The 22350-nt window shown below is 66.8% G+C and carries 24 protein-coding genes; 13 read left to right on the plus strand and 11 right to left on the minus strand.

Annotated elements, in window-relative coordinates; translation table 11 throughout:
• The first annotated feature begins 131 nt into the window (after nt 1-131).
• From CFB41_RS27375 to CFB41_RS27385, 3 genes are all read left to right on the plus strand, one after another.
• A complete protein-coding gene (locus CFB41_RS27375) occupies nt 132-584 on the plus strand; it encodes a type II toxin-antitoxin system RatA family toxin (RefSeq protein ID WP_027789550.1) in 453 nt (150 codons plus the stop codon).
• Between the two features lie 214 nt (nt 585-798).
• Nucleotides 799-1686, plus strand: a complete 888-nt coding sequence (locus CFB41_RS27380) for a DUF4261 domain-containing protein (RefSeq protein ID WP_089458619.1) — start codon at nt 799-801, stop codon at nt 1684-1686.
• 121 nt (nt 1687-1807) lie between these two features.
• A complete protein-coding gene (locus CFB41_RS27385; protein WP_089458620.1) occupies nt 1808-2596 on the plus strand; it encodes a lysozyme inhibitor LprI family protein in 789 nt (262 codons plus the stop codon).
• Nucleotides 2597-2737: 141 nt separating this feature from the next.
• Here CFB41_RS27385 and CFB41_RS27390 read toward each other — a convergent pair whose 3' ends face one another.
• The 6 genes from CFB41_RS27390 to CFB41_RS27410 are packed head-to-tail and all read right to left on the minus strand — an operon-like array spanning nt 2738 to nt 6661.
• Nucleotides 2738-3157 carry a hypothetical protein gene (locus CFB41_RS27390; RefSeq protein WP_256941210.1) on the minus strand — a complete coding sequence of 140 codons (420 nt, stop codon included), beginning with the start codon at nt 3155-3157 and terminating at the stop codon, nt 2738-2740.
• Nucleotides 3154-3537 carry an adenosylmethionine decarboxylase gene (gene speD, locus CFB41_RS27395; protein ID WP_089458622.1) on the minus strand — a complete coding sequence of 128 codons (384 nt, stop codon included), beginning with the start codon at nt 3535-3537 and terminating at the stop codon, nt 3154-3156. Before speD ends, CFB41_RS27390 begins: the two co-directional genes overlap by 4 nt.
• Nucleotides 3534-3683: a hypothetical protein gene (locus tag CFB41_RS38315; protein ID WP_155291822.1), complete on the minus strand. Its 150-nt coding sequence runs from the start codon at nt 3681-3683 to the stop codon at nt 3534-3536. The genes speD and CFB41_RS38315 overlap by 4 nt, the downstream gene beginning before the upstream one ends.
• Nucleotides 3680-5197: a DUF4178 domain-containing protein gene (locus CFB41_RS27400; RefSeq protein WP_089458623.1), complete on the minus strand. Its 1518-nt coding sequence runs from the start codon at nt 5195-5197 to the stop codon at nt 3680-3682. Before CFB41_RS27400 ends, CFB41_RS38315 begins: the two co-directional genes overlap by 4 nt.
• 9 nt (nt 5198-5206) lie before the next feature.
• Nucleotides 5207-6247, minus strand: coding sequence for an SPFH domain-containing protein (locus CFB41_RS27405; protein ID WP_089458624.1), 1041 nt, complete (start codon nt 6245-6247; stop codon nt 5207-5209).
• 27 nt (nt 6248-6274) lie between these two features.
• Nucleotides 6275-6661 (minus strand): DUF350 domain-containing protein, encoded by a 387-nt coding sequence (locus CFB41_RS27410; RefSeq protein WP_021163477.1) that lies wholly within the window; start codon nt 6659-6661, stop codon nt 6275-6277.
• A 121-nt stretch (nt 6662-6782) separates the two neighbouring features.
• Here CFB41_RS27410 and CFB41_RS27415 point away from each other — a divergent pair, with 121 nt between their 5' ends.
• The 6 genes from CFB41_RS27415 to CFB41_RS27440 all read left to right on the plus strand — a co-directional run bounded on the left by CFB41_RS27415 (nt 6783) and on the right by CFB41_RS27440 (nt 12493).
• Nucleotides 6783-8297 (plus strand): polyamine aminopropyltransferase, encoded by a 1515-nt coding sequence (locus tag CFB41_RS27415; RefSeq protein ID WP_089458625.1) that lies wholly within the window; start codon nt 6783-6785, stop codon nt 8295-8297.
• Nucleotides 8297-9916 carry an NAD(P)/FAD-dependent oxidoreductase gene (locus CFB41_RS27420; protein ID WP_089458626.1) on the plus strand — a complete coding sequence of 540 codons (1620 nt, stop codon included), beginning with the start codon at nt 8297-8299 and terminating at the stop codon, nt 9914-9916. The genes CFB41_RS27415 and CFB41_RS27420 overlap by 1 nt, the downstream gene beginning before the upstream one ends.
• A gap of 124 nt (nt 9917-10040) precedes the next feature.
• Complete coding sequence (locus CFB41_RS27425) at nt 10041-10787, plus strand: N-acetylmuramoyl-L-alanine amidase (protein WP_089458627.1); 747 nt, start codon at nt 10041-10043, stop codon at nt 10785-10787.
• Nucleotides 10788-10841: 54 nt separating this feature from the next.
• On the plus strand, nt 10842-11231 hold the full coding sequence (locus tag CFB41_RS27430; RefSeq protein WP_047849625.1) for a lysozyme inhibitor LprI family protein: 390 nt from the start codon (nt 10842-10844) through the stop codon (nt 11229-11231).
• A gap of 54 nt (nt 11232-11285) precedes the next feature.
• The gene (locus tag CFB41_RS27435; protein WP_256941211.1) at nt 11286-11903 is read left to right on the plus strand and encodes a hypothetical protein; all 618 of its coding nucleotides are present in this window, start codon (nt 11286-11288) and stop codon (nt 11901-11903) included.
• Nucleotides 11904-11953: 50 nt separating this feature from the next.
• On the plus strand, nt 11954-12493 hold the full coding sequence (locus CFB41_RS27440; protein ID WP_089458629.1) for an N-acetyltransferase: 540 nt from the start codon (nt 11954-11956) through the stop codon (nt 12491-12493).
• Here CFB41_RS27440 and CFB41_RS27445 read toward each other — a convergent pair.
• A complete protein-coding gene (locus tag CFB41_RS27445; RefSeq protein WP_089459007.1) occupies nt 12488-13408 on the minus strand; it encodes a LysR family transcriptional regulator in 921 nt (306 codons plus the stop codon). The genes CFB41_RS27440 and CFB41_RS27445 overlap by 6 nt on opposite strands.
• 153 nt (nt 13409-13561) lie before the next feature.
• Here CFB41_RS27445 and CFB41_RS27450 point away from each other — a divergent pair, with 153 nt between their 5' ends.
• On the plus strand, nt 13562-14755 hold the full coding sequence (locus CFB41_RS27450) for an FAD-dependent oxidoreductase (RefSeq protein ID WP_089458630.1): 1194 nt from the start codon (nt 13562-13564) through the stop codon (nt 14753-14755).
• Between the two features lie 26 nt (nt 14756-14781).
• On the opposite strand, the gene CFB41_RS27455 is transcribed toward CFB41_RS27450, so the two are convergent.
• The 3 genes from CFB41_RS27455 to CFB41_RS27465 form a co-directional block, all read right to left on the minus strand.
• Complete coding sequence (locus CFB41_RS27455) at nt 14782-16128, minus strand: glutamine synthetase family protein (RefSeq protein WP_089458631.1); 1347 nt, start codon at nt 16126-16128, stop codon at nt 14782-14784.
• 152 nt (nt 16129-16280) lie between these two features.
• Complete coding sequence (locus CFB41_RS27460; RefSeq protein ID WP_089427004.1) at nt 16281-16838, minus strand: helix-turn-helix domain-containing protein; 558 nt, start codon at nt 16836-16838, stop codon at nt 16281-16283.
• Nucleotides 16839-16855: 17 nt separating this feature from the next.
• The gene (locus tag CFB41_RS27465; protein ID WP_089458632.1) at nt 16856-18145 is read right to left on the minus strand and encodes an FAD-binding oxidoreductase; all 1290 of its coding nucleotides are present in this window, start codon (nt 18143-18145) and stop codon (nt 16856-16858) included.
• 331 nt (nt 18146-18476) lie between these two features.
• Between CFB41_RS27465 and codB the strand changes: the two genes are divergently transcribed.
• The 3 genes from codB to CFB41_RS27480 are packed head-to-tail and all read left to right on the plus strand — an operon-like array spanning nt 18477 to nt 21788.
• Nucleotides 18477-19772 carry a cytosine permease gene (codB, locus tag CFB41_RS27470; RefSeq protein ID WP_373558629.1) on the plus strand — a complete coding sequence of 432 codons (1296 nt, stop codon included), beginning with the start codon at nt 18477-18479 and terminating at the stop codon, nt 19770-19772.
• 44 nt (nt 19773-19816) lie between these two features.
• Entirely contained in the window at nt 19817-21070 is a 1254-nt protein-coding gene (gene codA / locus CFB41_RS27475; RefSeq protein WP_089458633.1) for a cytosine deaminase, read from the plus strand.
• Nucleotides 21071-21110: 40 nt separating this feature from the next.
• Nucleotides 21111-21788 carry a TetR/AcrR family transcriptional regulator gene (locus CFB41_RS27480; RefSeq protein WP_089441927.1) on the plus strand — a complete coding sequence of 226 codons (678 nt, stop codon included), beginning with the start codon at nt 21111-21113 and terminating at the stop codon, nt 21786-21788.
• A 72-nt stretch (nt 21789-21860) separates the two neighbouring features.
• Here CFB41_RS27480 and CFB41_RS27485 read toward each other — a convergent pair whose 3' ends face one another.
• Nucleotides 21861-22283, minus strand: coding sequence for a hypothetical protein (locus CFB41_RS27485; protein WP_089458634.1), 423 nt, complete (start codon nt 22281-22283; stop codon nt 21861-21863).
• Between the last annotated feature and the right edge of the window lie 67 nt (nt 22284-22350).

Below are 22350 nucleotides of genomic sequence, written 5' to 3' on the forward strand. Positions count from 1 at the left end.
AGGGGAAATCCCGAGGTGCGTCAATCCAGCCCATTCGAGCACACGCTCGACTTGACGAAGTCTGACGAAACACCGGTTATTGGCGCGGTACACTCGATTTCATCCCACTCCGCGCCAGGGCGCCCGCCATCATGAGGATCTCAGTCAGCCGCACCGTCGGCGTCGATCGCAGACGCCTCTTCACGTGGTCGCAGGATTATGCGCGGCGGCTCGTGTGGGACAGCTTCCTCACCGACGCCTACCTGCTCGACGGCATGACGGCCGACGTCGGCGTCGATGCGTTCTGCCGCAGCCAGTCGGGCGCGACGATGGTGTCGCGCTACATCTCGTACCGTCCGCCGCAGGTGGCTGCCGTCGAAATGGTCGACGGGCCGAAAGTGCTCGAACGCTTCAGCGGCAGCTGGAACTTCACCGAGCACACACCCGGCACGACCGAAGTGAAATTCACGTACCACTTCCGCGCCCAGCCGGCCTGGCTGCGCTGGCTGCTCGAACCGCTGATCGGCGCGTTCTACCTGGTGCAGACGCGCCGGCGTCTCGATTCGTTCAAGCGCTGGGCCGAAGCCGAAGCGCTGCCGCACTGAGTGGTGACGCGGGCCGCACGGCCCGGCGCGTCCGCGCCACCTCCTCCCGAATGCGTTCGAACACGCCATCGCCGCGCCGTCCCGGCATGCGCCACGCATTTGCCAGATTCGCCGAACCCGGGGAAACTACGGGCGGCCGTCACCCCGACGGCGCGCCCCGGCCGAGAGAACGGGGCACTTCTCCCCGCAACGGCTTCGACACGAACCTACTCCAATGAGCCTGATATCCCGATTCTTTGGCCGCAAGGAAGAACCCGGCAACCCCGTCGCGCTGGTCGCGGCACCCGACGTCGAGAACCCGCTGAGCGTGACGGTCGTCTTCGACGGCCCGCTGCAGGTCGATATCGCCGCGCTGACGGCAGCGCTGCGCGCGTACCACCCGAGCATGAAGCAGGCGCGCGTCGAGACCGAGCCGACACTGGAGCAGGTATTCGGGCTCGCCGGCTGGGGCAACCACGTCGTCCGGCTCGTCGGCTTCGACGCGCCCTATCCGTCCGAGGCACTGGAAACGTGTGTCGCACCGGCCCACTACGGGCAGGACCTGAAACAGCAGGTACGCGCGAGCCGCAGCCACGTGATCCTCTACTACGCCGGACACGAAGCCAATCCGCTCGACCAGTACGTCGCGCTGGCGGCCGTCGCCGGCGCGCTTGCCGAACAGAACGGCCTCGCGGTGCTGAACGAGCACGCGCACACGTCGCTGCCGGCCGGCGTCTTCAACGCGAAGGAACTCGGCGAGGAAAGCCTCGAAGTGCTGCGGGACATCCCGTTGAACCTGTTCTTCTGCGGCTTCGTGAAATACGAAGTCGAAGGCGTCGACGGCGTGTGGATGCGCACCTATGGCGCCGACGTGTTCGGCCTGCCCGATTTTGCCGCGCTCGCGGAAGGTCATCACGAAGGCGAACGCTATTCGGGCATCTTCAACAACGTGATGCACTACCTGCTGGAAAGCGGCGCGCGCATGCACGCGGGCGAAACGATGCAGATCGGCGCGGAAACGTTCATGAAGCTGCGCGAACCGCTCGAGCACGAGTATTACCTGCAGGGGCCGGCGCAGGTGCTGGTGGCCGAGCTGATCTCGGCGGATCAGATCAATCGCTGATTTCACCTCGCCGTATCTTGTTGCACGGCGTACGGGTTCAAGGCTACGTGAACCGCGTGCGCCGCCGCGTCACATGACGGCGGCGTGACAGCCGCCGCTCGAACCCGATGAGGAGCTCTCCGTGTTCGCTATTCGCCTGGGTCTCACGCTGGCCGCCATCGGCCTCTCTTTATCGGCCCATGCCGACAGCATCGACTGCTCGCGCGCGAAGACGCGCACCGACCGCCTGATCTGCAGCGACAAGGCACTCGTATCGGCCGACAGCACATTGGCAAGCGCCTACTACGGCGCGATCGACATCGCAGCCGACCAGCAGGCCGTCGTCCGGTCGCAACGTGCATGGCTCGCGCAACGCGATGCGTGCGCCGATGCAGCCTGCATCGCCACCGCTTACCGCGACCGTACGGCAGCGCTGAAGCAGGTGAAACACGCGGGCTGGAAAACCTATCGAGACCCGGCGCTCGGCATCTCGTTCGAGTACCTCGGGAACCGCCAGATCAAGAAGCCGTGCCCTGAAATCGGCGGCAACCGCTGCGTCGCGATCGTCGGCCGCAACATGACGAACAGCAGCTATTTCATCGCATTCGAGATCGTCGACGGCGCGCTCGAACCCGTTGCGGAAAAGGAAGCCGGATTCGAGCGGCAGGACGACGGCAAATGGATGTCGACGTACGGTCGCGGCGCGCCGCAGGCGGTCGAACGCTTCTCCGGCGTCGGCTGGCGCGGTATGCGCGCGACGATCACGTGCGGCATCAGCGATCCGGAAACCGGCTTCCACGCGGCCGGCGGCGACTGCTACTGGGCCGTGCTGAGCAACGGCAAGCGCGCGGTCGTCGCGAATACGCAGGGTATCGTCGGCACCGACGATGCGACGATGCACAGCGTGTCGTCGTTCCGGTTCGAGCGCTAGCGGGAACGTCGTGACGTGTGATGCGTCATCGCAACGACCCCTCGGCAGCCTGTCGCCGCCATCCGCAAGCGTAACAGCGCACTGCATGGCCCGATCCGCAACGCTCGCTCCTCCAGCCGCGCCGTTCGAACCGCATCCGCGCTAACGCGCGCCGTCCCCGCGCAACGGGAACGTTTCCGCCCCGGCGTCTCGGCGCAACGTGACTTCCGTACCGGTCAGCCATCCTGACGATTTCAGGATCGGGCGTGCGATCGTGTACAGCCGATCCGCGCTCGCACCATAGAAGTACAGATAGCCGTCGTTACCATCGCGATGCAGTTCGGTCTCGCCCAGCTCGCCGGCCCCGGCCTGCTTCACCGCACGATCCAGCCGTTGCTCCAGCGCATGAAGGCGCGCCTTGTCCTTCTCGTCGTAATCGAAGTGCACCATCACGACCGGCCCGGGCGGCTTCGGCGGCACGTCCGCGGCGGTGGCATTGCCGGCGAGCAGCACCCAGCCAAGCCACGCAGCAAATCGAATTCTGTTACGCATATCGATAAAGGAAGTGAATCGCCCGCTCACGTCGACGCACGGCCGCGCGCAACCTGCTGCCGGACTTGCGCCTGCGTGCCGAGCGCAGCGGCGATCGCATCGACCGCATCGGCCGCACGCGCCGCGCCGCACATGAACGCGTCGACGGCCGCGAAGCAGTGCTCGGGCCACGTGTGGATCGTGATGTGCGATTCGGCGAGCAGCACGACGCCCGTCACACCATGCTCACCGCCGAAATGATGGAAATGCGCGCCGATCACGCGCGCGCCCGCCTGGTGCGCCGCTTCGGTGAGAATCGACTCGAGCCGGGCGGCGTCACGCAGCAGCGCCGCGTCGATGCCGGCCAGGTCGGCCAGCACGTGCGAGCCGAACGTCGCGCGCGGTGGCGCGATCCCGTCGCGCGCGGTCATTTGTGCGACCCGTACGACGAGTACCCGCTGCGCGCCGACGAACTGCCCCAGCCACTGCCGCCCGAGCCGCTGCCGCCGATCGATGCGCAGCTGAACAGCGTGACGACGATCAGGCCGTAGATGCCGTAGAGGATGTACCGGATCACGCGTTGCCCCCGTCCGATGCAAAGGTCTTCCACAGCCACTCAGGCAGCCACAGCACCAGCAGGCCGACCAGCACGTAGACGGAACGGCCGCTGAACGAGAACAGCGCGCCCATGTTCAGGATCACGAGCAGCGCGCTGAACACGAGCGGCAGCGGCGCGAAACTATGCGGGCCCTTCCGCCCGAACAGGCCCGTCGACGCGGTGGCGCCGGTTGCCGCCGCAGCCGCGGCCGTCGCGAGCGCCGGCGTGCCGAAGCGTTCGGCAAGCGTGCTGCCCGACAGCGGCCGCGCACGCGACCAGACGATCTCCGCGTCGCTGCGCTCGCGCGTCAGCTTGTCCTTCTGCCAGCCGTAGTCGATGATCGACGTGCGATCGCCGACCCGCACGCGCCAGTTGAACGCACCGACCACGTAGACGACCTCCGACTCGTATTCCTCGCGCAGGCGGTAGGTCTTGTCGCCGTCGGTCACGTCGGCATCGCTGCCGATCGTCGGCCACTGGTCGAGCACCTGCACGCGTTCCCAGCGCCCTTCGCTCTGCACGAGCCACAGGAACCCGCGCGTCGGGTTCAGCAGCAGGTATTCGTCCCACGTCTCCTCGTCGTCCGGCACGCGGCAACGCATCATCCCGATCACCGTGTACTTCACGCCGTCGAACGTGCCGACCGCGCCGAGTTCCAGCGCCCCCTTCACCGCTTCGAGCTTGCGCTGCGCCGCGAACACGGTCTGCTGCTCGGCCGTGCACTGCACGCCCGCATGGCAACTGCCGCACACCACGTAGTCGGCCACGTTCGGCGCATACGACAGCGGCGCGCCGCAGCTCGGGCACGCGAACGGCACCATTTCCGCGCCGCGCTTCTCGCGCGTATCGTGGTCGGTATCGCGCAGCCCGGTGAAGGCGAGCGCATCGAATTCGAGGGCTTCGCCCGTGTAGACGGCCGGACTCCCGCCGTTCGAATCGGCGTCGGAATAGTCGTAGGTCGCGAACGCGTTGCCGGTGCGCAGGTCGACGACGCGCGCCTCCCAGCCGGCATCGACGCGGAACGGGAGTTCGCCGTCGCCGCCCGTGCAGCGCGCGGTGCGCACGTCCGACACGAGAAACGCGCGGCCGCCATGGTCGATCCGCATGCCCGGTTCCAGCGTGCCGAACGCAGGCCACGCGCCGCCGGACGCATCGTCGGGCTCGCGCACCGTGATCGCATACTGGCCCGACGCATCCGACAGCCAGCCGAACGTGCCGTCGTCGAACACGACGTACCACTCGCTCCACGCGCCGGCGTCGTAGGTCATCTGGATGCGCCCGAGCACCGTGAACGTACGCTTGCCGTAGCGACCGGCCGTGCCGATCTGGATCGGCGATGCATCGTCGAGCACCGTCGCCAGTTCGCCGATGCGTTCGACGTCGGTGCCGCGCTTGAGCAGCGTGCTGCGGCAGAACGCGCAGACGGCCATCACCGCCGCCGCCGAGCGAAACTCGACCGGCGCGCCGCACTGGGGGCACGAGGTACTGAACATGCGCGACGCTTACCGGGTGAGCTTCGCGAGGATCTCGGCCTTCGCGCGCGAATATTCGTCTTCCGTCACGAGGCCCTTGTCGAACAGCGCCTTCAACTGTTCGAGCCGCTGCACGTAGTCAGTGCCTTCCGCCGGTGCGGCAGCCACCGGCGCTGCGGCGGGCGCGGGCGGTGCGGCCGGCGCCGGTTGCGCGGCACCTGCCATCTGGCCGGCCATCGCCTGCCCGATCGCCGCACCGGCAGCGAGCCCTGCGCCGATCCCGGCAATGCCGCCCGGATTCTGCGCGGCGAGCGGAATCGCCTGCGCGGTCTGGTATTGCGTGGCGCGTGCAAGATCGCCGGCCATGCCTGCGCCGATCCGCAGGTCGAGCGCCTTCTGCAGTTCGGCCGGCAGCGACACGCTTTCAACCGCGAACGCGTCGAGCGCGAGGCCGTAGCGCGTGAACACCGGCACCAGCGCCTCGGCGACGCGCTGCGACAGCAGCGACTGGTTCGCGGCCATGTCGACGAACGGCACGTCCGCCGAGCCGAACGTCGTGCTCATCGCGGTGACGACCAGGTTGCGCAGTTGCTGTTCGAGATCGTCGACCGCGTACTGCGCGCGCGTGCCGCTGACTTCGCGATGGAACGCGCCCGCATCGACGATCCGGTACGAGTAGATGCCGAACGCGCGCACCTGCACGAAGCCGAATTCGCGATCGCGGATCGTCACCGGCTGCGCGGTGCCCCAGCGCCGGCCGAGCTGCAGCCGCGTGCTGAAGAAATAGACGTCCGACTTGAAAGGCGACTGAAAGAGTTTGTCCCAGTTCTTCAGGTACGTGAGCACCGGGAGCGTGTTCGTTTCCAGCGTGTACAGCCCCGGCTGGAACACATCGGCGACCTTGCCTTCGTTCACGAAGATCGCGACCTGCGTCTCGCGCACGGTCAGCTTGCCGCCGTACTGGATTTCCTGGTCTTCCATCGGATAGCGCCAGGCCAGCACGCCGTCCGTGTCTTCCGTCCATTGCAGGACGTCGATGAACTGCTTGCGGATGAATGAACCCAGACTCATGTCGGTCTCCTCGAAACGCGTGGCGCGTCAGGTCAGGCAGGCGGCATTGATGATGCCGACGACGAGCGACGCGGTGCCCATCAGGCCGCCCATCGCGACGTTGCGATCCTCGATTGCATGATTCATGCCGGGCATCAGGCGTGTGAGCGCCGCATAGGTGATCAGTTGCACGACCATCGCGCCGACGGCCCAGATCACGACTTCGCCGAGCGTGGAATTGTGCGCGATGCTGGACGCGAGCGTCAGGCAGAAGCCGATCAGCGCGCCGCCGAACGACAGCGTCGCGGCGGCGTTGCCGTCGCGGATCAGCGCCAGTTCGTCGAACGGGGTGACCTTCAGGTACACTGCCGCGAACACAAGAAGCAGCACGAACGCCGACAGTAAATGAACCGCATAGAGATAGGCACTATTCATTCTTTCCCTCGGATTTTGTGCTCGGTTCGCCGCCCCGTCGCCGGCCGGCCCATGCAGGGCCGGCGGACAAAATTCCGCGCCAGTATATCCACATTGCCGACCACCGCACAACGGACGCCCCATGCTGCATAGGCGCGCGCTCGTCCTGTCGATTCTCGTGCTCGCATCGTGCGGGCTCGGCTACGAACTGATCAGCAGCGCGCTGTCCAGCTACCTGCTCGGCGATTCGATCCTGCAGTTCTCGTCGGTGATCGGCTGCTACCTGTTTGCGATGGGGATCGGCTCGTGGCTCGCGAAGTTCGTCGAGGACGACGACGTACTCGACCGCTTCGTCGACATCGAGCTGCTCGTCGGCCTGCTCGGCGGCGTGTCGGCCGCGCTGCTGTTCGTGGTGTTCGCGTGGCTCGCCGCACCGTTCCGCGCGGCGCTGTATGCGCTCGTGCTGGCACTCGGCCTGCTGATCGGGATGGAGATCCCGCTCGTGATGCGCGCTTTCCAGCAGCGACGCCAGGCATTCCGCCATACCGTCAGCGAAGTGCTCACCTTCGACTATCTCGGCTCGCTCGCCGTGTCGCTGATCTTCCCGCTGGTACTCGCGCCGCGTCTCGGCCTGCTGCGCACCAGCTTCCTGTTCGGGCTCCTGAATGCGTTCGTCGCGCTGTGGACGACGCACCTGTTCCGTGACGAGATCCGCAACGTACGCGGCAAGCTGATGCGCGCGTCGCTCGTGATCGGGCTGCTGGTCGCCGGCTTCGCGCTGTCGGACCGCATCACGCACTGGGCCGAACACGGCGTGTACGGCGACGAGACGATCTATTCGGAAACGACGCCGTACCAGCGTATCGTGCTCACGCAGTGGCACGACGACATGCGGCTGTACCTGAACGGCAACCTGCAGTTCTCGTCGCGCGACGAGCATCGCTATCACGAGGCGCTGATCCACCCGACGATCGAGGCGCTGCCATGGGCGAAACGCGTGCTCGTGCTCGGCGGCGGTGACGGCCTCGCGGTGCGCGAGCTGCTGAAGCACCGCAATCTCGATCAGATCACGCTCGTCGATCTCGATCCCGCGATGACGAAGCTGTTCTCCACGTCCGCCCCGCTCATCAAGCTGAACCAGGGTTCGCTGAAGGATCCGCGCGTGCACGTGATCAACGACGACGCGGTGCGCTGGCTCGAATCGAATGCCGACGTGTACGACGCGATCGTCGTCGACTTCCCCGACCCGACCAACTTCGGGCTCGGCCGGCTGTATTCGGTGCCCGTGTTCCGGCTGCTTGCGCGCCACCTGTCGGAGAACGGCTACGCGGTGATCCAGTCGACCTCGCCGTATTTCGCGCCGCACGCGTACTGGACCATCATCGCGACGCTGCACGAAGCCGGCCTCAACACGTGGCCGTACCACTGTTACGTGCCGTCGTTCGGCGACTGGGGCTTCGTGATCGCCGGCAAGCGCCGCGACTTCACGGTGCCGACGCACTACTCCGTGCCCATGCGCTGGCTCGACGCGCAGACGGCCGCCGAGATGTTCCACTTCCCGGCCGACATGCCGGCGCTGCCGATGTCGCCGAACGAACTCAACGACCAGCCGCTCGTGCGCCGTTTCGACGACGACTGGAAACACGTGCTGCGCTGATGGACCGCCGCACGTTCCTCGTCGCGTCGGCGGCTGCGTCGCTCGCCGCCTGCGGACGCACCGGCTGGATCGAGACGACGCCGCAGGTCGGCTACCCCGGCATGCGCGAAGGCCACGCGCTGCGCGACCATGCAACGCTGCCGCCGCCGTCCGGCACGATCGAGACCGATGTCGCGATCCTCGGCGCGGGCGCGGCCGGGCTGTCGTGTGCATGGCAGCTCGCGCGCGCGGGGCACCAGCGCTTCACGGTGCTCGCCGGCCCCGAATTCGGCGGCAACGCGGCCGGCGGACGCTTCGGCGATCTCGGTTACCCGAAAGGCGCGCACTACCTGCCGCTGCCGTCGCTCGAATCCACGCACCTGCGCGACATGCTCGCCGATCTCGGCGTAATCGAAGCGTCGCCGTTTTCCGCGCGCCCGGTGTACGACGAGCGCGTGCTCGTCCATGCACCCGACGAACGGCTTTTCATCGCCGGGCAGTGGCAGGACGGCATCGTACCGACGGCCGGCGTCGGCGCCGACGAACTCGCGCAGCAGGCACGCTTCTTCGCGTACACGGACGGGCTGCGCACCGCACGCGGCGCCGATAGCCGCAAGGTGTTCTGCATCCCGATCGCGGAATCGTCGCGCGACCCGCGCTGGCGCGCGCTGGACCGGCGCTCGTTCCGCCAGTGGCTGCTCGACGAGGGCTACACCGCGAAGGCGCTGCACTGGTACCTGAATTACTGCTGCCGCGACGACTATGGCGCAGGCTACGAGCATGTTTCGGCATGGGCCGGCCTGCACTATTTCTCGTCGCGCGGCGGCCACGCGGGCGATGCGAGCGATGGCGCAGTGCTGACCTGGCCCGACGGGCTGCACACGATGGTGACGAAGCTCGCCGATTCGATCACCGCGCGTACCGGCTCGACCGCATGGTCGCGCGACGGCTTCGCGGTGCGTGCGACCGAACGCACGGGCGGCGTCGACGTGCTGTGCGCGCGCATCGGCAACGACGGCGCGCTGTCGACGTTCACGCTGAAGGCGCGGCGCGTCGTCTGCGCGATGCCGCTGTTCGTCGCGACGCGCGTGTTTCCGCAGCTTGCCGCATACGGCTTCGATCCCGCGCGCGACTTGCCGCCGCGTGCGCCGTGGCTCGTGTCCAACTTCCTGATCGACGGCATGCCGGCCGAGGAAGCGGGCGTGCCGCTCGCGTGGGACAACGTCGTCTACGACGGCGCGGGGCTCGGCTACGTCGTGTCGACGCACCAGCTGATCCGCCTGTCGCCGCCGACCCGCTCGGTGTTCTCCGCGTACCAGGCGTTGAGCGCGCAAGCGCCCGACGACACGCGCCGCTGGCTCGCGCAGGCCCGACCCGACGCGTTGCGCGAACAGGCGGCGACCGACCTGCAGGCCGTCTACGGGCGCGAACTGTGGAAACATGCGACGGCGCTCGAGATCACCGTGCGTGGTCACGCGATGGCGACGCCCGACGTCGGCTTCCTGAGCCGGCCGGGGCTGCTCGCGCTGCGCGATGCCGACGGCCCCGTCGTGTTCGCGCATGCCGATCTGTCCGGGCTGTCGCTGTTCGAGGAAGCGTCGTACTGGGGCGTGCTCGCCGCCCGGCGCGTGCTGGCCTGACGGCCGTCATCCGTCATTGCGGCGCCGCCGCCAGCCGCTATAATCGCCCGACATTCCGACTGCATTGAGCAGGCCGACGGTGCCGCGCCGTCCGACGCGCCGTATGCCCTCCTCGACAACAACAATGACGAACCGAACCATCCGACGCCTTCGCCCGTTCGTGCGCACCGCCGCGCGCGTGCTCGCCTGCGCCCCGCTGCTCGGCGCGCCGCTGGCGCTGCATGCGGCCGACTCCGCACTCGCCTCCGGGCGCTACATCGTCGTCGACACCGGCCATACGCCGGCGCGCCCGGGCTCCACCGGTGCGAGCGGCCGCGTCGAATACCTGTACAACCTCGACCTGTCCGCGGCGGTCGCCGAGAAACTCGCCGCGCATGGCGACCGCGTGCTGCGCACGTCGGCCGACGGCCGCGAGATCGCGCTCGAGCAGCGCTCGACGCAGGCGCCCGACGCGAACCTGTTCGTGTCGATCCATCACGACTCGATGCAGCAGCAGTTCATCGACGCGGGCCGGCAGCGCGAATTCCGCGGCTTCTCGGTGTTCGTGTCGGAACGCAATCCGCACTATGCGGAAAGCCTGCGTTGCGCGAAGGCGATCGCCGAGCGGCTGGTGGCAGCCGGCGAGCGGCCGTCGCTGTATCACGCGCAGCCGATCCGCGGCGAGAATCGCCCGCTGATCGATCCGCAGCTCGGCATCCACCGCTTCGACGATCTCGTCGTGCTGCGCACCGCGCCGATTCCGGCGGTGCTCGTCGAAGCCGGCGTGATCGTCAATCCGGACGAGGAAGCGCGGCTTGCACGACGCGAGACGATCCAGAAGCTGTCCACCGCGATCGCCGGCGGCATCGACGCGTGTACCGTGCCGAAATAAACAACGATAACGCCCGTCGGGCTCAACGGTTTTCACCCAGTCAGGAGCCTCACCATGAAAATGAAGAATCTGCTCGCATCCTGTGCGCTGCTCGCGCTCGCCGTTCCGTTCGCCGCACACGCCGCCGGCTGCGCAAAGCCGCACAGCGCGTTCGACCAGGTGTACTGCAGCAGCACGCAGTTCTCACAAACGGACCGTGACCTCAACGACGAGTACGGCCGCCTGCGCAAGCAACTGAGCAGCGACCAGCAGGCGACGCTGAAGGCCGGCCAGCTCGCGTGGCTGAAGCAACGCGACGCCCAGTGCAGCGAGACGCGCAACAACGGCTACCTCGTGGATCTCCAGTGCGCGACCGACATGACGCAGTCGCGCCTGTCGTTCCTGCGCGAGCGTGAGCGCGAATGCTCGAGCACGGGCTGCGTGACGTCGAAGCTCGGCGAGTAAGGGCGTCGCGCGTGCCGCGCCGCGAAACGTTTCGCGACGCGGCGCTTCATGCCCTTGCGAACTTTCCGCTTCGGCACTGTGAATGGAGTGGCGATGCGACATGAATTCTCTGAAGTCCTCAACGATCTGGTCGATTATTTTCTCGTCGGCGATCTCCTGTTGCTGAAGCACTTCAAGGAACAGCACGCGCTACCGGACGACGTCGCATCTGCGTTCACCACGAGCGACAGCGGCGACCGCGCCGTGCTGGAAGGCGTCGTCGTTCCGCTGGCCGGCATCGAGAACCATTCATACACGGTCATCTTCACGCTGGACGACGCGACACCCGAATTGCTGAAAGCAGGAAGCCGCCTGCAGCATCGGCGCGGCGGGTACGTGCTGCGCGTCGAACATCGTTCAGTCATGCTCTACACGTGGCGGATTCTCGAACGCTTCAACGACGCAACGGTCAATGCGCTGCTCGCGCGTTACCGCGAACCGGGCCGGCCCGTGATCGAAATCGACAACGGCTGGTATGAGGTCGATATCCTCGGTGGAGAAGTGTCGCGCGACGGCTGGTTCGAGCCTGCGTTCGAATTCGTGCTGAAGAGAACCGACGTGCCGGGCGATGCGTCGCAGGTGGATATCAACTACCGCTTTGCGATAGAAGGCAGTCTGGATCCGGCGGAATGAATCCGGCGCGCGACGGCGCGGCACACGGCAACCGATCAGGCGGAATACACATGACACCGAACACGATGAACATCGACATCCGCCCTGCCACGCCCGCCGATGCCCCGGCCATCGCCGCCATCCACGTCGCATCCTGGCAGGCCACCTACCCGGGCATCATGCCGGCCCCGTTCCTCGCCGGCCTGTCAGTCGAAAAGCGCACCGCTTCATGGCGCCATGCGCTCGACGCCGGACGGCCGCGTGTCGCACTCGCGTTCACCGAAGGCGAGCCCACCGGCTGGATCGCCTACGGTCCGACGCGCGACACCGACAAGGATCGCACCTGGGGCGAAATCGAAGCGATCTACCTGCATCCCGCGCATTGCGGGCAAGGTGTCGGTGCGGCGCTGGTCGACCATGCATGCCATGCGCTGCATGACACGGGCCACAAGTGGGTGTCGCTCTGGGTGCTGTTCAAGAACCACCGTGCACGGGCGTTCTATGAACGCGAAGGCTTCGTCGCCGAAGACGACATCAAGACGTTCGAGATCGAAGGCGCGCCAATCGAAGAATTGCGCTACTGGCGCGCATTGCCGGAACGATCGTCATGATGGCATCGCACCGTCCGCCGCAAGACGCGCCTGCATCAACTGCAGCAACTCGCGGATCTTCGCGTTGACCGAATTGCGGCTCGAATAGGCGCCCAGCAGTTCGAGCGGCGCCGGCGTCATCTCCAGCGGCACGCGCACCAGCCGCCCGGCGGCCAGCTCGGCCGCGCACCCGCGTTCGACGAGAATCGCGAACCCGATCCCTTTCACCGCCGCCAGCCCCGCCATCTCGCCGCTGTTGACGCGATACCGGCTCGCGACCGGAATCCTGTGAATCCGCCCGTCGCCATCGGCAAACTGCCACGGCTGCCCTTTCAGCGTGCTCAGCGTCGTGATGCACGGCAACTGCCTGAGCTGCTCCGTCCGCGTCGGCATGCCCGTGCGCTCGATCAGCGACGGCGCGGCCACGACGACGCTCGTCAGGCTCACGAGCGGCCTGACGACGAACGCACTGTCGTCCAGCCTGCCGCGATTGACGATGATCGACAGGTCGATATCGTCTCGCAACGTCGAGACGCCCGCGAGACTGGTATCGCAATCGATTTCGACACGCGGATGGCGGCTGGCGAATTCCGCGACGATCGGCCCGAGCATGCGCGGTCCGATTTCGCCGGGCACGCAGAGCTTCAGCACGCCACGCAACTCCGTTTGCTGCGAGGTCAGCTCGAACTCGGCAAGCGTCAGCGCATCGAGCATCGGCTTCCCGCGCTCGTGCAGCAGGCGCCCGGCCTCCGTCATGCGCAGGTGCCGTGTGCTGCGCTCCAGCAGACGCACACCAAGCCTCGACTCCAGTTGCGCCACATGGCGGCTCACGTTCGAGCCGGGTATCGACAGCACACGCGCGGCACCGGCAAAGCTGCCTTCGTCGACCACCGACACGAACACGCGCACCGCGTTCAGATCCAGCTTGCTGCGCATCATTATCCCGTTTCAGGTATCAAAGCTCGCCGATTTTCACGGCTTATCCCGTTCGCGACCGTAATTTACGATGCGGATTCAGTCAAGGCGTGGCCGCCGACGCACGAACCCGCGCCGACGCGAGCACGCGCACGAACCTACGGGAGCATCAACATGGATATCGCCATTCTCGGCGCCGGCGTGGCCGGCATGAGCACCGCGCTCGCGCTTGGCCGGCAGGGGCACCGGATACGGCTCTACGAACGCAGGCCGTCCGAGACGACGATGGGCGCCGGCGTCGTGTTATGGCCGAATGCCGGCTTCGTGCTCGAGCAACTCGGCCTGCTGCCGGACATCGTCGAAGTCAGCGGCCACTTGCGCGCGATGCGGTGCATGGACCGGGACGGCACCCCGTTCAAGCGCGTCGACATCGGCGAACTCGACCGCTACATGGGGTTTCCAACGCGCTCGATACTGCGGCGCGACCTGCAGGCCGTGCTGGCGCGGCACGTCGCCGCGCACGACATCGAAGTCTGCTTCGGCCACTGCGCGACAGCGATCGACACCGGCACCGACGGCCGCACCGTCGTTCATTTCGACAACGGCGTGGCGATCACCCCGGATCTCGCGATCGGCGCGGACGGCCGCATGAACTCCGTCGCGCGACGCTACGTAGTCGGCAACGCCACGCCCGTCTATCAGGGATTCGTCAACTGGATCGGCGTGGCGCAGAGCGATGTACCACTGGTCGACGACGTGTCGATATTCGACTACTGGGGCCAGCGCGAACGATTCGGCATCGTCGCGGTGGACCGGCATCGCATGTACTGGGCAGCGGCCCGGGCCGAGGCCGAAATCGACGATAACGACAGCAACAGCGACGCCGCGGCGCCGGACGATCCCGGCCCGTTGCTGGAACGGCTGTTCGACGGCTGGCCGGCACCCATTGCGGACGTGATGCGCGCAACGCCGCCGGGCTCGATCGCGAAGATCCGCGTGCACGATCTCGACCCCGTCGATGTATGGCATCGCGGCAATGTGCTGTTGATCGGCGATGCCGCGCACGCGCCGCTCCCCACCTCCGGACAGGGCGCATGCCAGGAGCTCGAGGACGCGTGGCATCTTGCCCGCTGCCTCGACGAGCACGGGAAGGGCAACGGCAGCGACCTCGACGCAGCGCTCGCGTCGTTCACGCTGCGACGCAGCCGGAAAACCACGGCGATCACGCTGCGCGCTCGCGAGTTCGCTCGGCGGCTATTCGGCAATGACACACACGAAGCCGCGCAGGAGGTCGATCCGATCGCCGAAATCGAAGCGCTCGCGAACGCGTGGGGGGCGGGCCTGCCGATGATGCCGGCGCGGGACTGACATGACGCGCAAGCGATGGCATTCGATCACAGAAACCACCGATACTCCCGCGCCCCGATCTCATTGCGAAAATCCAGCTCCTCCTGCCGCTTGTTCTCGCAATACACCATCACGAACTCGCTGCCGAGCCCATCGCGGACGACCGCGTGATCCTGCATCTCCGCGACAGCCGACAGCATCTCCTTCGGAAAGTCGATCCCGCTGCCGCGATCCTCGTTGAGCGGCGCGATCGGCTCGCGCTTCGCGCCGAGCCCATGCTCCATCCCGGTGAGAATCGCCGCGAGCACGAGATAAGGATTCGCGTCCGCACTCGCGAGCCGGTGCTCGATCCGCAGGTTGCGTGCATCCGATTCGGGAATCCGGATGCATGCATCGCGATCCTCGAAGCCCCAGCTCGCGCGGCTCGCCGCATTCACCATCGAGCCATAACGCCGGAACGCATTGTGGTTCGGCGCGAACACGGGCATGCAATGCGGCAGCAGCGCGAGGCAGCCGGCCACCGCGTGCCGCAGCGGCCGCTGCCCGTCCACCGCGAGCAGGTTGCGCCCCGCATCGTCGTAGAGGCTCACGTGCACGTGCATCCCGCTGCCCGGCGCATGCAGGTACGGCTTGCCCATGAAGCTCGCGCGATAGCCGTGCTGCAACGCGACGCCGCGCGTGCTGCGGCAGAACATCGCCGACCAGTCGGCCGCGCGCAGCCCGTCGTCGCAATGGCCAAAATTGATTTCGAACTGGCCCGGCCCGAGCTCGGCGGTGATCACGGTCGCGTCGATGCCCTGCACGCACGCGACGTCGACCATTTCGTGCAGCACGTCGGAGAAGCGCGACAGGCGCTCGATATGCATGTTCGGCTGATCGTCGCGATCATCGGACAGGCGGTCGCGCGGATACTTCGGCATCCCCTCCTCGAGCTGCGCGGCGAACAGGTAGAACTCGAGCTCGAACGCGACGACCGGCCGGATGCCGCGCCGCGCGAGCCGCTTCAGCACGCGCGCGAGCACCTCGCGCGGCTCGAACTCGACCGGCGCATCGGTGCCGTCCGTCGTGATCAGCATCTGGCCGAGCGGCTGCTTCTCCCAGGTCACCGGCTTCAGCGTGCCGGGGATCAGCCGGCGCACGGCGTCCGGGTCGCCGTCGTTGAAACAGTAGTCGCCGATCTTGTAGAGCCCGCCCTGCGTGCCGAGCAGGATGCAGTTCTGCGGCAGCTTCAGCAGCGAGCCGGCCGCCACCTTCTCGAGCGCATCGATCGGGTAGCGCTTGCCGTAGAAATGCCCGGGCAGGTCGAGGCAGATCAGGTCGACATAACGGATCTCGGGATGCGCCTGCCGGAATGCGCGGACCTCGGCGACCAGCGCGGGAACGACGTCAGCCATGTCTCATCCTTTCCATGTCTTGTATGGCGGTGCCGCGGGGCGGCGAACCGGATTCATGCAGCACACTCGACAACGAACGCCGCATTTAAATCAGTACTGCAAACATGCTACGTGACGCGATGGCCTGCATCACCGCGCGCCCCGCCAACCACTCAGGTGAATACCCAGATCACGCGCGTTGGCGCATCGGTCAAATTGGCATAACGAAAGCGCTTGTGCGCGGGAAGCTGGAATGCGTCGTTCGGGCCGAGCGTGACGGGCGTATCGTCGCCGTCGACCCAGATCGTCAGTTCTCCTTCGAGCACGAAACCGCCCTGCTCGTCACTGTCGTCGACGGGCCGCTCGCCGCTGCTCGCGCCCGGCGCGAGATGGCTTTCGAGGATCGAGAAGCGCGAGCGCATGTTCGGCGACACGAGGATGTCGGTAATGCCGGCCGCGTAATACACGGTGCGCCGCTCGTCGGGCCGCGTGACCCACGGCACGCTGCGCGGCTTGCTCAGGCTGTAGAAATAGGTGGTCGGCACGCCGAGCGCCTCGCCGATCGCGGTGAGATCCGCCACCGTCGGGCGCGACAGCCCGCGCTCGACCTGCGACAGAAAGCCGACCGAGCGGCCGATCCGTTCCGCGAGATCGTTGAGCGTGACCTTGCGATGCTTGCGCAGGTCGCGGATCAGGATCGCCAGGCTTTCTATCTCTTCCTGTTCATTCATGGTGGGTTCCGGTGCAGTCAGACGGTATCGCGCAGACGGTACCAGGCCTTGCCGATCGCTTCCAGTGGCGCGGCGAGCCGGTCGCCGCCGGGGAAGCGCGGGTTGCGGATGCGCTGATACTGCGCGAGCAGGCGTTCGTCGCCAAGCACCGCATCGGCCACCGCGCGCGCGCCGGCGAGCGTCGGCAGCACGCCATGCCCCGAGAACCCCTGCAGCCAGAAACGCTGCCCGCGGCGGCCGATGTCCGGCGTGCGGCGCATGCTGATGTCGATATGGCCGCCCCACGCGTAATCGAGCGGCACGCCGGCCAGTTGCGGGAACACGCGTTCGAGGTGCGGGCGCGTCGCCGCCGCGATATCGGCCGGAATCCCGCCGAGATACGTGCAGCCGCCGCCGAACAGGAGCCGGTTGTCGGGGCTCAGGCGGAAATAGTCGGGCACGAACTGGTTGTCGATCACGCAGCTGTTCTGCGGCAGCAGCGAACGGGCGACGTCGGGCGCGAGCGGCGCGGTGGCAACCTGGTACGTGCCGACCGGCAGCAGCCGGCGCGCGAGATCGCGATCGAGCCGGTCGACGTATGCGTTGCAGGCCAGCACGAGCACGTCCGCACGCACTTCGCCGCGCGCCGTGCGGGCAACGTGACCGTTGGCCGTCTCGCGGCAGTCGAGTACGCGGCTCTGCTCGAAGATGCGGCCGCCCGCGCGCTCGATCGTCTGCGCGAGGCCGAGCGCGAGTTTCAGCGGGTTCAGGTGGCCGGCCTCGGGATCGTGCAGCGCCGCAAGGTAACGCGTGCCGCCGATCCATTCGGGCATCTCGTCACGGCCGATCACGCGCAGCCGGTCGTAGCCCCAGCGCTCGGCCGCCTCGTCACGCGCCTGCTCGAGCATCGCGACACGCCGCGGCCGCACGGCCGCCCACAGGCTCCCGGGCCGGTAGTCGATGTCGAAGCCGTGCCGCGCAGGCAGTTCGCGCACCTCGGTCGCGGCCCAGCGCATGCTGTCCCAAAGCAGGCGCGCGCCGTCGCGGCCGAGCGAATCCTCGAGCGGCTGCATGTCGCACGACCAGCCGAGCAGCGCCTGCCCGCCGTTGCGGCCCGACGCGGCCCACGCGACGCGGCTCGCTTCGAGCACAACGACCCGCTTGCCGGCGAGCGCCAGGCGCAACGCCGTATGCAGCCCGCTGAAACCCGCGCCGACGACGAGCACGTCGGCGTCGATGCGTTCGTCCAGTGCCGGACGATGCGGGATCGGCGCCGGGTAGGTGCCGGCGTAGTAGCTTGCGACGTGACGGTCGGACTGCACGAACATGCGGACTCCCGTGAAAATTACGCCGAGAAATTTCATGAAAAATTAGCACGGCAATTTCACGGAGGCAAGCGGGCAAAATAAACGGCGCATCGGCCTGATGAATCAACGTTGCGCCGTCAGCTTGGTCAGCTGACGAGTCGCCGCCCGGGCAGCCCTAGCCAGCGCGTGAACCGCCGGGGCCGGGTGCATGTTCCTGCCATCCACCCGGACGAAATTTTTACGGTTGTAAAAATTTTGGACTGAGAGAATGACCCGCTGAAACAGCGCGTCACCCCTCCAAGCACGGCCCCCCTTTCAGACCCGACCCAATCGCTGACGGGAGACAAGAAAGATGCCCACGAACCGGGATGCAAGCCCGATGGACGAATCGGATCACGGAGAATTCTCGCTGAGCGAAGTCCCGCGCGAGAAACGCACCGGATTCCTGTCCATCACGATGGTGTTGTTGAGTTTCACGTTCTTCACGGGAACGATGTTTGCCGGCGGCAAGATCGGTGTCGCCTTCGACGTCGTCAGCATGATCCAGATCGCCGTCATCGGAAACCTGTTGCTCGCCGCCTATGCGGCGTCGCTGGCGCTGATTGCCGCCCGCAGCGGCCTGAATGCGGTACTGATGGGGCGGTTCTGCTTCGGGGAAGTGGGCAGCAAGCTGTCCGACTTCCTGCTCGGCTTCGCCGAACTCGGCTGGTACGCATGGGGAACCGCGACGGTGGCGATCGTCCTGGTCAAGCTGCTGGGTTGGCCGCCCGCCGTGACCACGCCGCTGATGATCCTCTTCGGCTTCGGATTTTCCATCACGGCCATCATCGGCTATCGCGGCATGGATGTGCTGTCGCGCGTGTCAGTGCCGCTGATGTTCGTACTGCTGATGACGTCGATGTGGATCGCCACCCGCGATATCGGCGGGTGGGCCGGCCTCACGCATGTCACGCCGTCCCAGTCGATGCCGTTCTCGGCCGCCGTGACCATGGTCATCGGCACCTTTGCCAGCGGCGCGACGCAGGCCACCAACTGGACCCGCCTCGCACGCAGCGCGCGCAGCGCCGTCTCGGCCAGCATGATCGGATTCTTCGCGGGCAACGGCCTGATGATCATCGCGGGCGCATACTGCGCGATCGTCTATCAGCAAGCCGACATCGTCGAGGTGATGACGCTGCAGGGCCTGTCGATCGCGGCGGTCGTGATGCTGTGCCTCAATCTCTGGACCATCCAGGGGCCGACGATGTACAACGTGGCGGCCGCCGGATGCCATCTGCTGCGCACCGAACGGCGCCGCACGCTCGTACTCGTGGGGGCGGCGATCGGCATCGTGCTCGCGGTCGGCGGGATGTACGCGTGGCTGATTCCGTTCCTGGTGCTGCTCGGCTCGATCATTCCGCCGGTCGGCGGCGTGATCATGGCGGACTACTGGTACCGCCATCGCGGGCAATATCCGTCGCTCGCCGCCGCCCGCCTTCCGCGCTTCAACCTGGTCGGCCTGGCCGCGTATGCCATCGGCGCCGGACTCGCCTATACCTCGCCGTGGATCGCGCCGATCGTCGGCATCGCGGCGTCCGCTGGCGCCTACATCGTGCTGCTGCAGATTGCCCGCGCGTTCGCGCGCGAGCCGTCCGTTCAGGGTGAATGATTCCGCTGCGCACCCTCCCGCTCCCCCGAACCACAGGAATCCTCATGAAAATCATCAACGCCAGATTGCGCGGCCGTAGCGGCCTCTTCACGATCGACATCGATGCGGGCACGATTCGCGGCATCGATCTCCAGCCGTCGCCGCTGACGTCTGAAGGGGACGACGTCATCGATGCGGGCAGCCATCTCGTCATCCCGCCGCTGGTCGAGCCGCATATCCACCTGGATGCGACGCTGACCGCGGGCGAACCCGAGTGGAACATGAGCGGTACGCTGTTCGAAGGTATCGAGCGGTGGGGCCAGCGCAAGGCCACCATTACCCATGAAGATACGAAAGCCCGCGCGCACACCACGATCGGGATGTTGCGCGACAACGGCATCCAGCACGTGCGCACGCACGTGGACGTCACCGATCACACGCTTGCCGCGTTGAAGGCGATGCTCGAGGTCAGGGACGAAGCACGCGATCTCATCGATCTGCAGATCGTCGCCTTCCCGCAGGAAGGCATCGAGTCGTTCGAGAACGGACGTGCGCTGATGGAGCGCGCAATCGAGATGGGGGCCGACGTCGTGGGCGGCATTCCGCATTTCGAGAACACGCGCGACCAGGGCGTGAGCTCCATCAAGTTCCTGATGGAGCTCGCGGAGCGCAAGGACTGCCTGGTCGACGTTCATTGCGACGAAACCGACGATCCGCACTCGCGCTTCCTGGAAGTGCTTGCCGAGGAAGCGCGGGTTCGCGGGATGGGCCCGCGCGTCACCGCCAGCCACACGACCGCGATGGGTTCCTACGACAACGCCTATTGCTCGAAGCTGTTCCGGTTGCTGAAGCGCTCCGACATCCATTTTGTTTCGTGTCCCACCGAAAGCATCCACCTGCAGGGGCGTTTCGACACCTTCCCGAAACGACGCGGCATCACGCGTGTCGCGGAACTCGATCGTGCCGGCATCAACGTGTGCTTCGGACAGGATTCGATCAAGGATCCGTGGTATCCGATCGGCAACGGCAACATCCTGCGCATCCTCGACGTCGGCCTGCACGTGTGCCACATGCTCGGCTACGAAGACCTGCAGCGATGCCTCGATTTCGTGACGGAGCACAGCGCCCGTGCGATGTCCCTGGGCGATCGCTACGGCATCGCTGTCGGGCGGCCGGCCAACCTGCTGATCCTCGACGCGGATTCCGACTATGAAGTGGTTCGCACGCAGGCCAAGGTGCGCGTGTCGCTCCGTGCCGGGAAGGTCATCATGCAGCGCACGCCTGAACGCATCACCTATCCTGAAGCAGGCACGCGTTGAGCGGGCGACGCCGCCGGTCCGACATGCGGGAGGAAACATCGTGAGGCACCCGTCCGAGCCCACTGCGGGAACGCCCGGCCGGCCTCACGGCCGGCGCGAAGCGCTGCGCGACACGCTCGAGGCGACCATTCTCGCGGCGGCCGAGGAATCGTTTGCCGTTGACGGATTCGAGGGGAGTTCCGTTGCGACGATCGCAGCGGCCGCCGGCCTGTCGAAGCAGAACCTGATGTACTACTTCCCCACGAAGCTGGCGCTCTACCAACGCGTGCTGGACGACGTATTGCGGGACTGGCTCGGCAGGATGCGGGAGTTTGCGGCGCCCGATCGCGAGCCCGCGGAAGCCATGTCGGCGTATATCCGCGCCAAACTCGAATTCTCGAGAAATCGCCCGCATGGATCGCGGGTCTTTGCGCTGGAGATCATTGGCGGAGCCAGGACCTACGGAAAGGAAATCCGCAAGCAACTGATTCCGGTGTTGCGCGACGACATCCGGGTGCTCGAACGCTGGATCGGGGAAGGCAAGGTCAGGCAGGTCGATGCCGAGCACCTGTTCTTCCTGATCTGGGCAGCCACGCAGGCGTATGCGGATTTTGCTCCCCAGATGCTGCTGGTGCTCGGCAAGCGTGCGCTGGGAAGTGACGATTTCGACGCGGCCTACCGCACGATCTCGGATCTGGTGCTCAACGCGTTGATCACCGGCGACCGAAAGACGGATTGACCGCTTGACCACCTCCGTCGCCATTCATGCACGGCACCCCGGCGCCGGCGACGCACGCCGGGGAACCACCGGTCAGTCGCGCTTGTGGCGCTTCCTGTTGCCGTGGTGATGATCGTTGGAACGCGAGTTGTTGCGCGACACGTGGCCGCCCAGCGCCGCACCCGCGCCGCCGCCCAAGCCGGCGCCGACGAGCCCGCCGGCCGTGCCGCCCATCGCGTTGCCCGCAGCGGCGCCTGCGCCGCCGCCCAGTGCGCCGCCGACGATCGCGCCCGTGCGTTCGCGTTTGTTCGACGTCACCGCACCGCCCGCGCCACCGCCCAATGCACCGCCGATCACGGTGCCCGTGCTGCCGCCAACCGCGTTGCCGACCGCCGCGCCGGCAACGCCACCCAGCGCGCCGCCCAGTGCGTTGTTCGTGTCGCCTGCCACGGCCGGCAGCGACGCCACCGCCGCCGCACCGACCACCACGGCCATCCCTGCCAGTTTCTTCAGCATCTGTCTGCCCTCTCCGCCTTGCGAAATATCGATGGGCGAATCTAACACCTTTCCGAAAGGCCCATCG

This window comes from Burkholderia sp. AU33803 (assembly GCF_002223095.1).
Taxonomy (GTDB): Bacteria; Pseudomonadota; Gammaproteobacteria; order Burkholderiales; family Burkholderiaceae; genus Burkholderia.

Bases quoted from the DNA above. Each gene is read 5' to 3' on its own strand.
- CFB41_RS27375 (WP_027789550.1), top strand. From the start codon at position 132: ATGAGGATCTCAGTCAGCCGCACCGTCGGCGTCGATCGCAGACGCCTC.
- CFB41_RS27380 (WP_089458619.1), top strand. From the start codon at position 799: ATGAGCCTGATATCCCGATTCTTTGGCCGCAAGGAAGAACCCGGCAAC.
- speD (WP_089458622.1), bottom strand. From the start codon at position 3,537: ATGACCGCGCGCGACGGGATCGCGCCACCGCGCGCGACGTTCGGCTCG.
- CFB41_RS27400 (WP_089458623.1), bottom strand. From the start codon at position 5,197: ATGTTCAGTACCTCGTGCCCCCAGTGCGGCGCGCCGGTCGAGTTTCGC.
- CFB41_RS27405 (WP_089458624.1), bottom strand. From the start codon at position 6,247: ATGAGTCTGGGTTCATTCATCCGCAAGCAGTTCATCGACGTCCTGCAA.
- CFB41_RS27410 (WP_021163477.1), bottom strand. From the start codon at position 6,661: ATGAATAGTGCCTATCTCTATGCGGTTCATTTACTGTCGGCGTTCGTG.
- CFB41_RS27415 (WP_089458625.1), top strand. From the start codon at position 6,783: ATGCTGCATAGGCGCGCGCTCGTCCTGTCGATTCTCGTGCTCGCATCG.
- CFB41_RS27420 (WP_089458626.1), top strand. From the start codon at position 8,297: ATGGACCGCCGCACGTTCCTCGTCGCGTCGGCGGCTGCGTCGCTCGCC.
- CFB41_RS27425 (WP_089458627.1), top strand. From the start codon at position 10,041: ATGACGAACCGAACCATCCGACGCCTTCGCCCGTTCGTGCGCACCGCC.
- CFB41_RS27430 (WP_047849625.1), top strand. From the start codon at position 10,842: ATGAAAATGAAGAATCTGCTCGCATCCTGTGCGCTGCTCGCGCTCGCC.
- CFB41_RS27440 (WP_089458629.1), top strand. From the start codon at position 11,954: ATGACACCGAACACGATGAACATCGACATCCGCCCTGCCACGCCCGCC.
- CFB41_RS27445 (WP_089459007.1), bottom strand. From the start codon at position 13,408: ATGCGCAGCAAGCTGGATCTGAACGCGGTGCGCGTGTTCGTGTCGGTG.
- CFB41_RS27450 (WP_089458630.1), top strand. From the start codon at position 13,562: ATGGATATCGCCATTCTCGGCGCCGGCGTGGCCGGCATGAGCACCGCG.
- CFB41_RS27455 (WP_089458631.1), bottom strand. From the start codon at position 16,128: ATGGCTGACGTCGTTCCCGCGCTGGTCGCCGAGGTCCGCGCATTCCGG.
- CFB41_RS27460 (WP_089427004.1), bottom strand. From the start codon at position 16,838: ATGAATGAACAGGAAGAGATAGAAAGCCTGGCGATCCTGATCCGCGAC.
- CFB41_RS27465 (WP_089458632.1), bottom strand. From the start codon at position 18,145: ATGTTCGTGCAGTCCGACCGTCACGTCGCAAGCTACTACGCCGGCACC.
- codB (WP_373558629.1), top strand. From the start codon at position 18,477: ATGCCCACGAACCGGGATGCAAGCCCGATGGACGAATCGGATCACGGA.
- codA (WP_089458633.1), top strand. From the start codon at position 19,817: ATGAAAATCATCAACGCCAGATTGCGCGGCCGTAGCGGCCTCTTCACG.
- CFB41_RS27485 (WP_089458634.1), bottom strand. From the start codon at position 22,283: ATGCTGAAGAAACTGGCAGGGATGGCCGTGGTGGTCGGTGCGGCGGCG.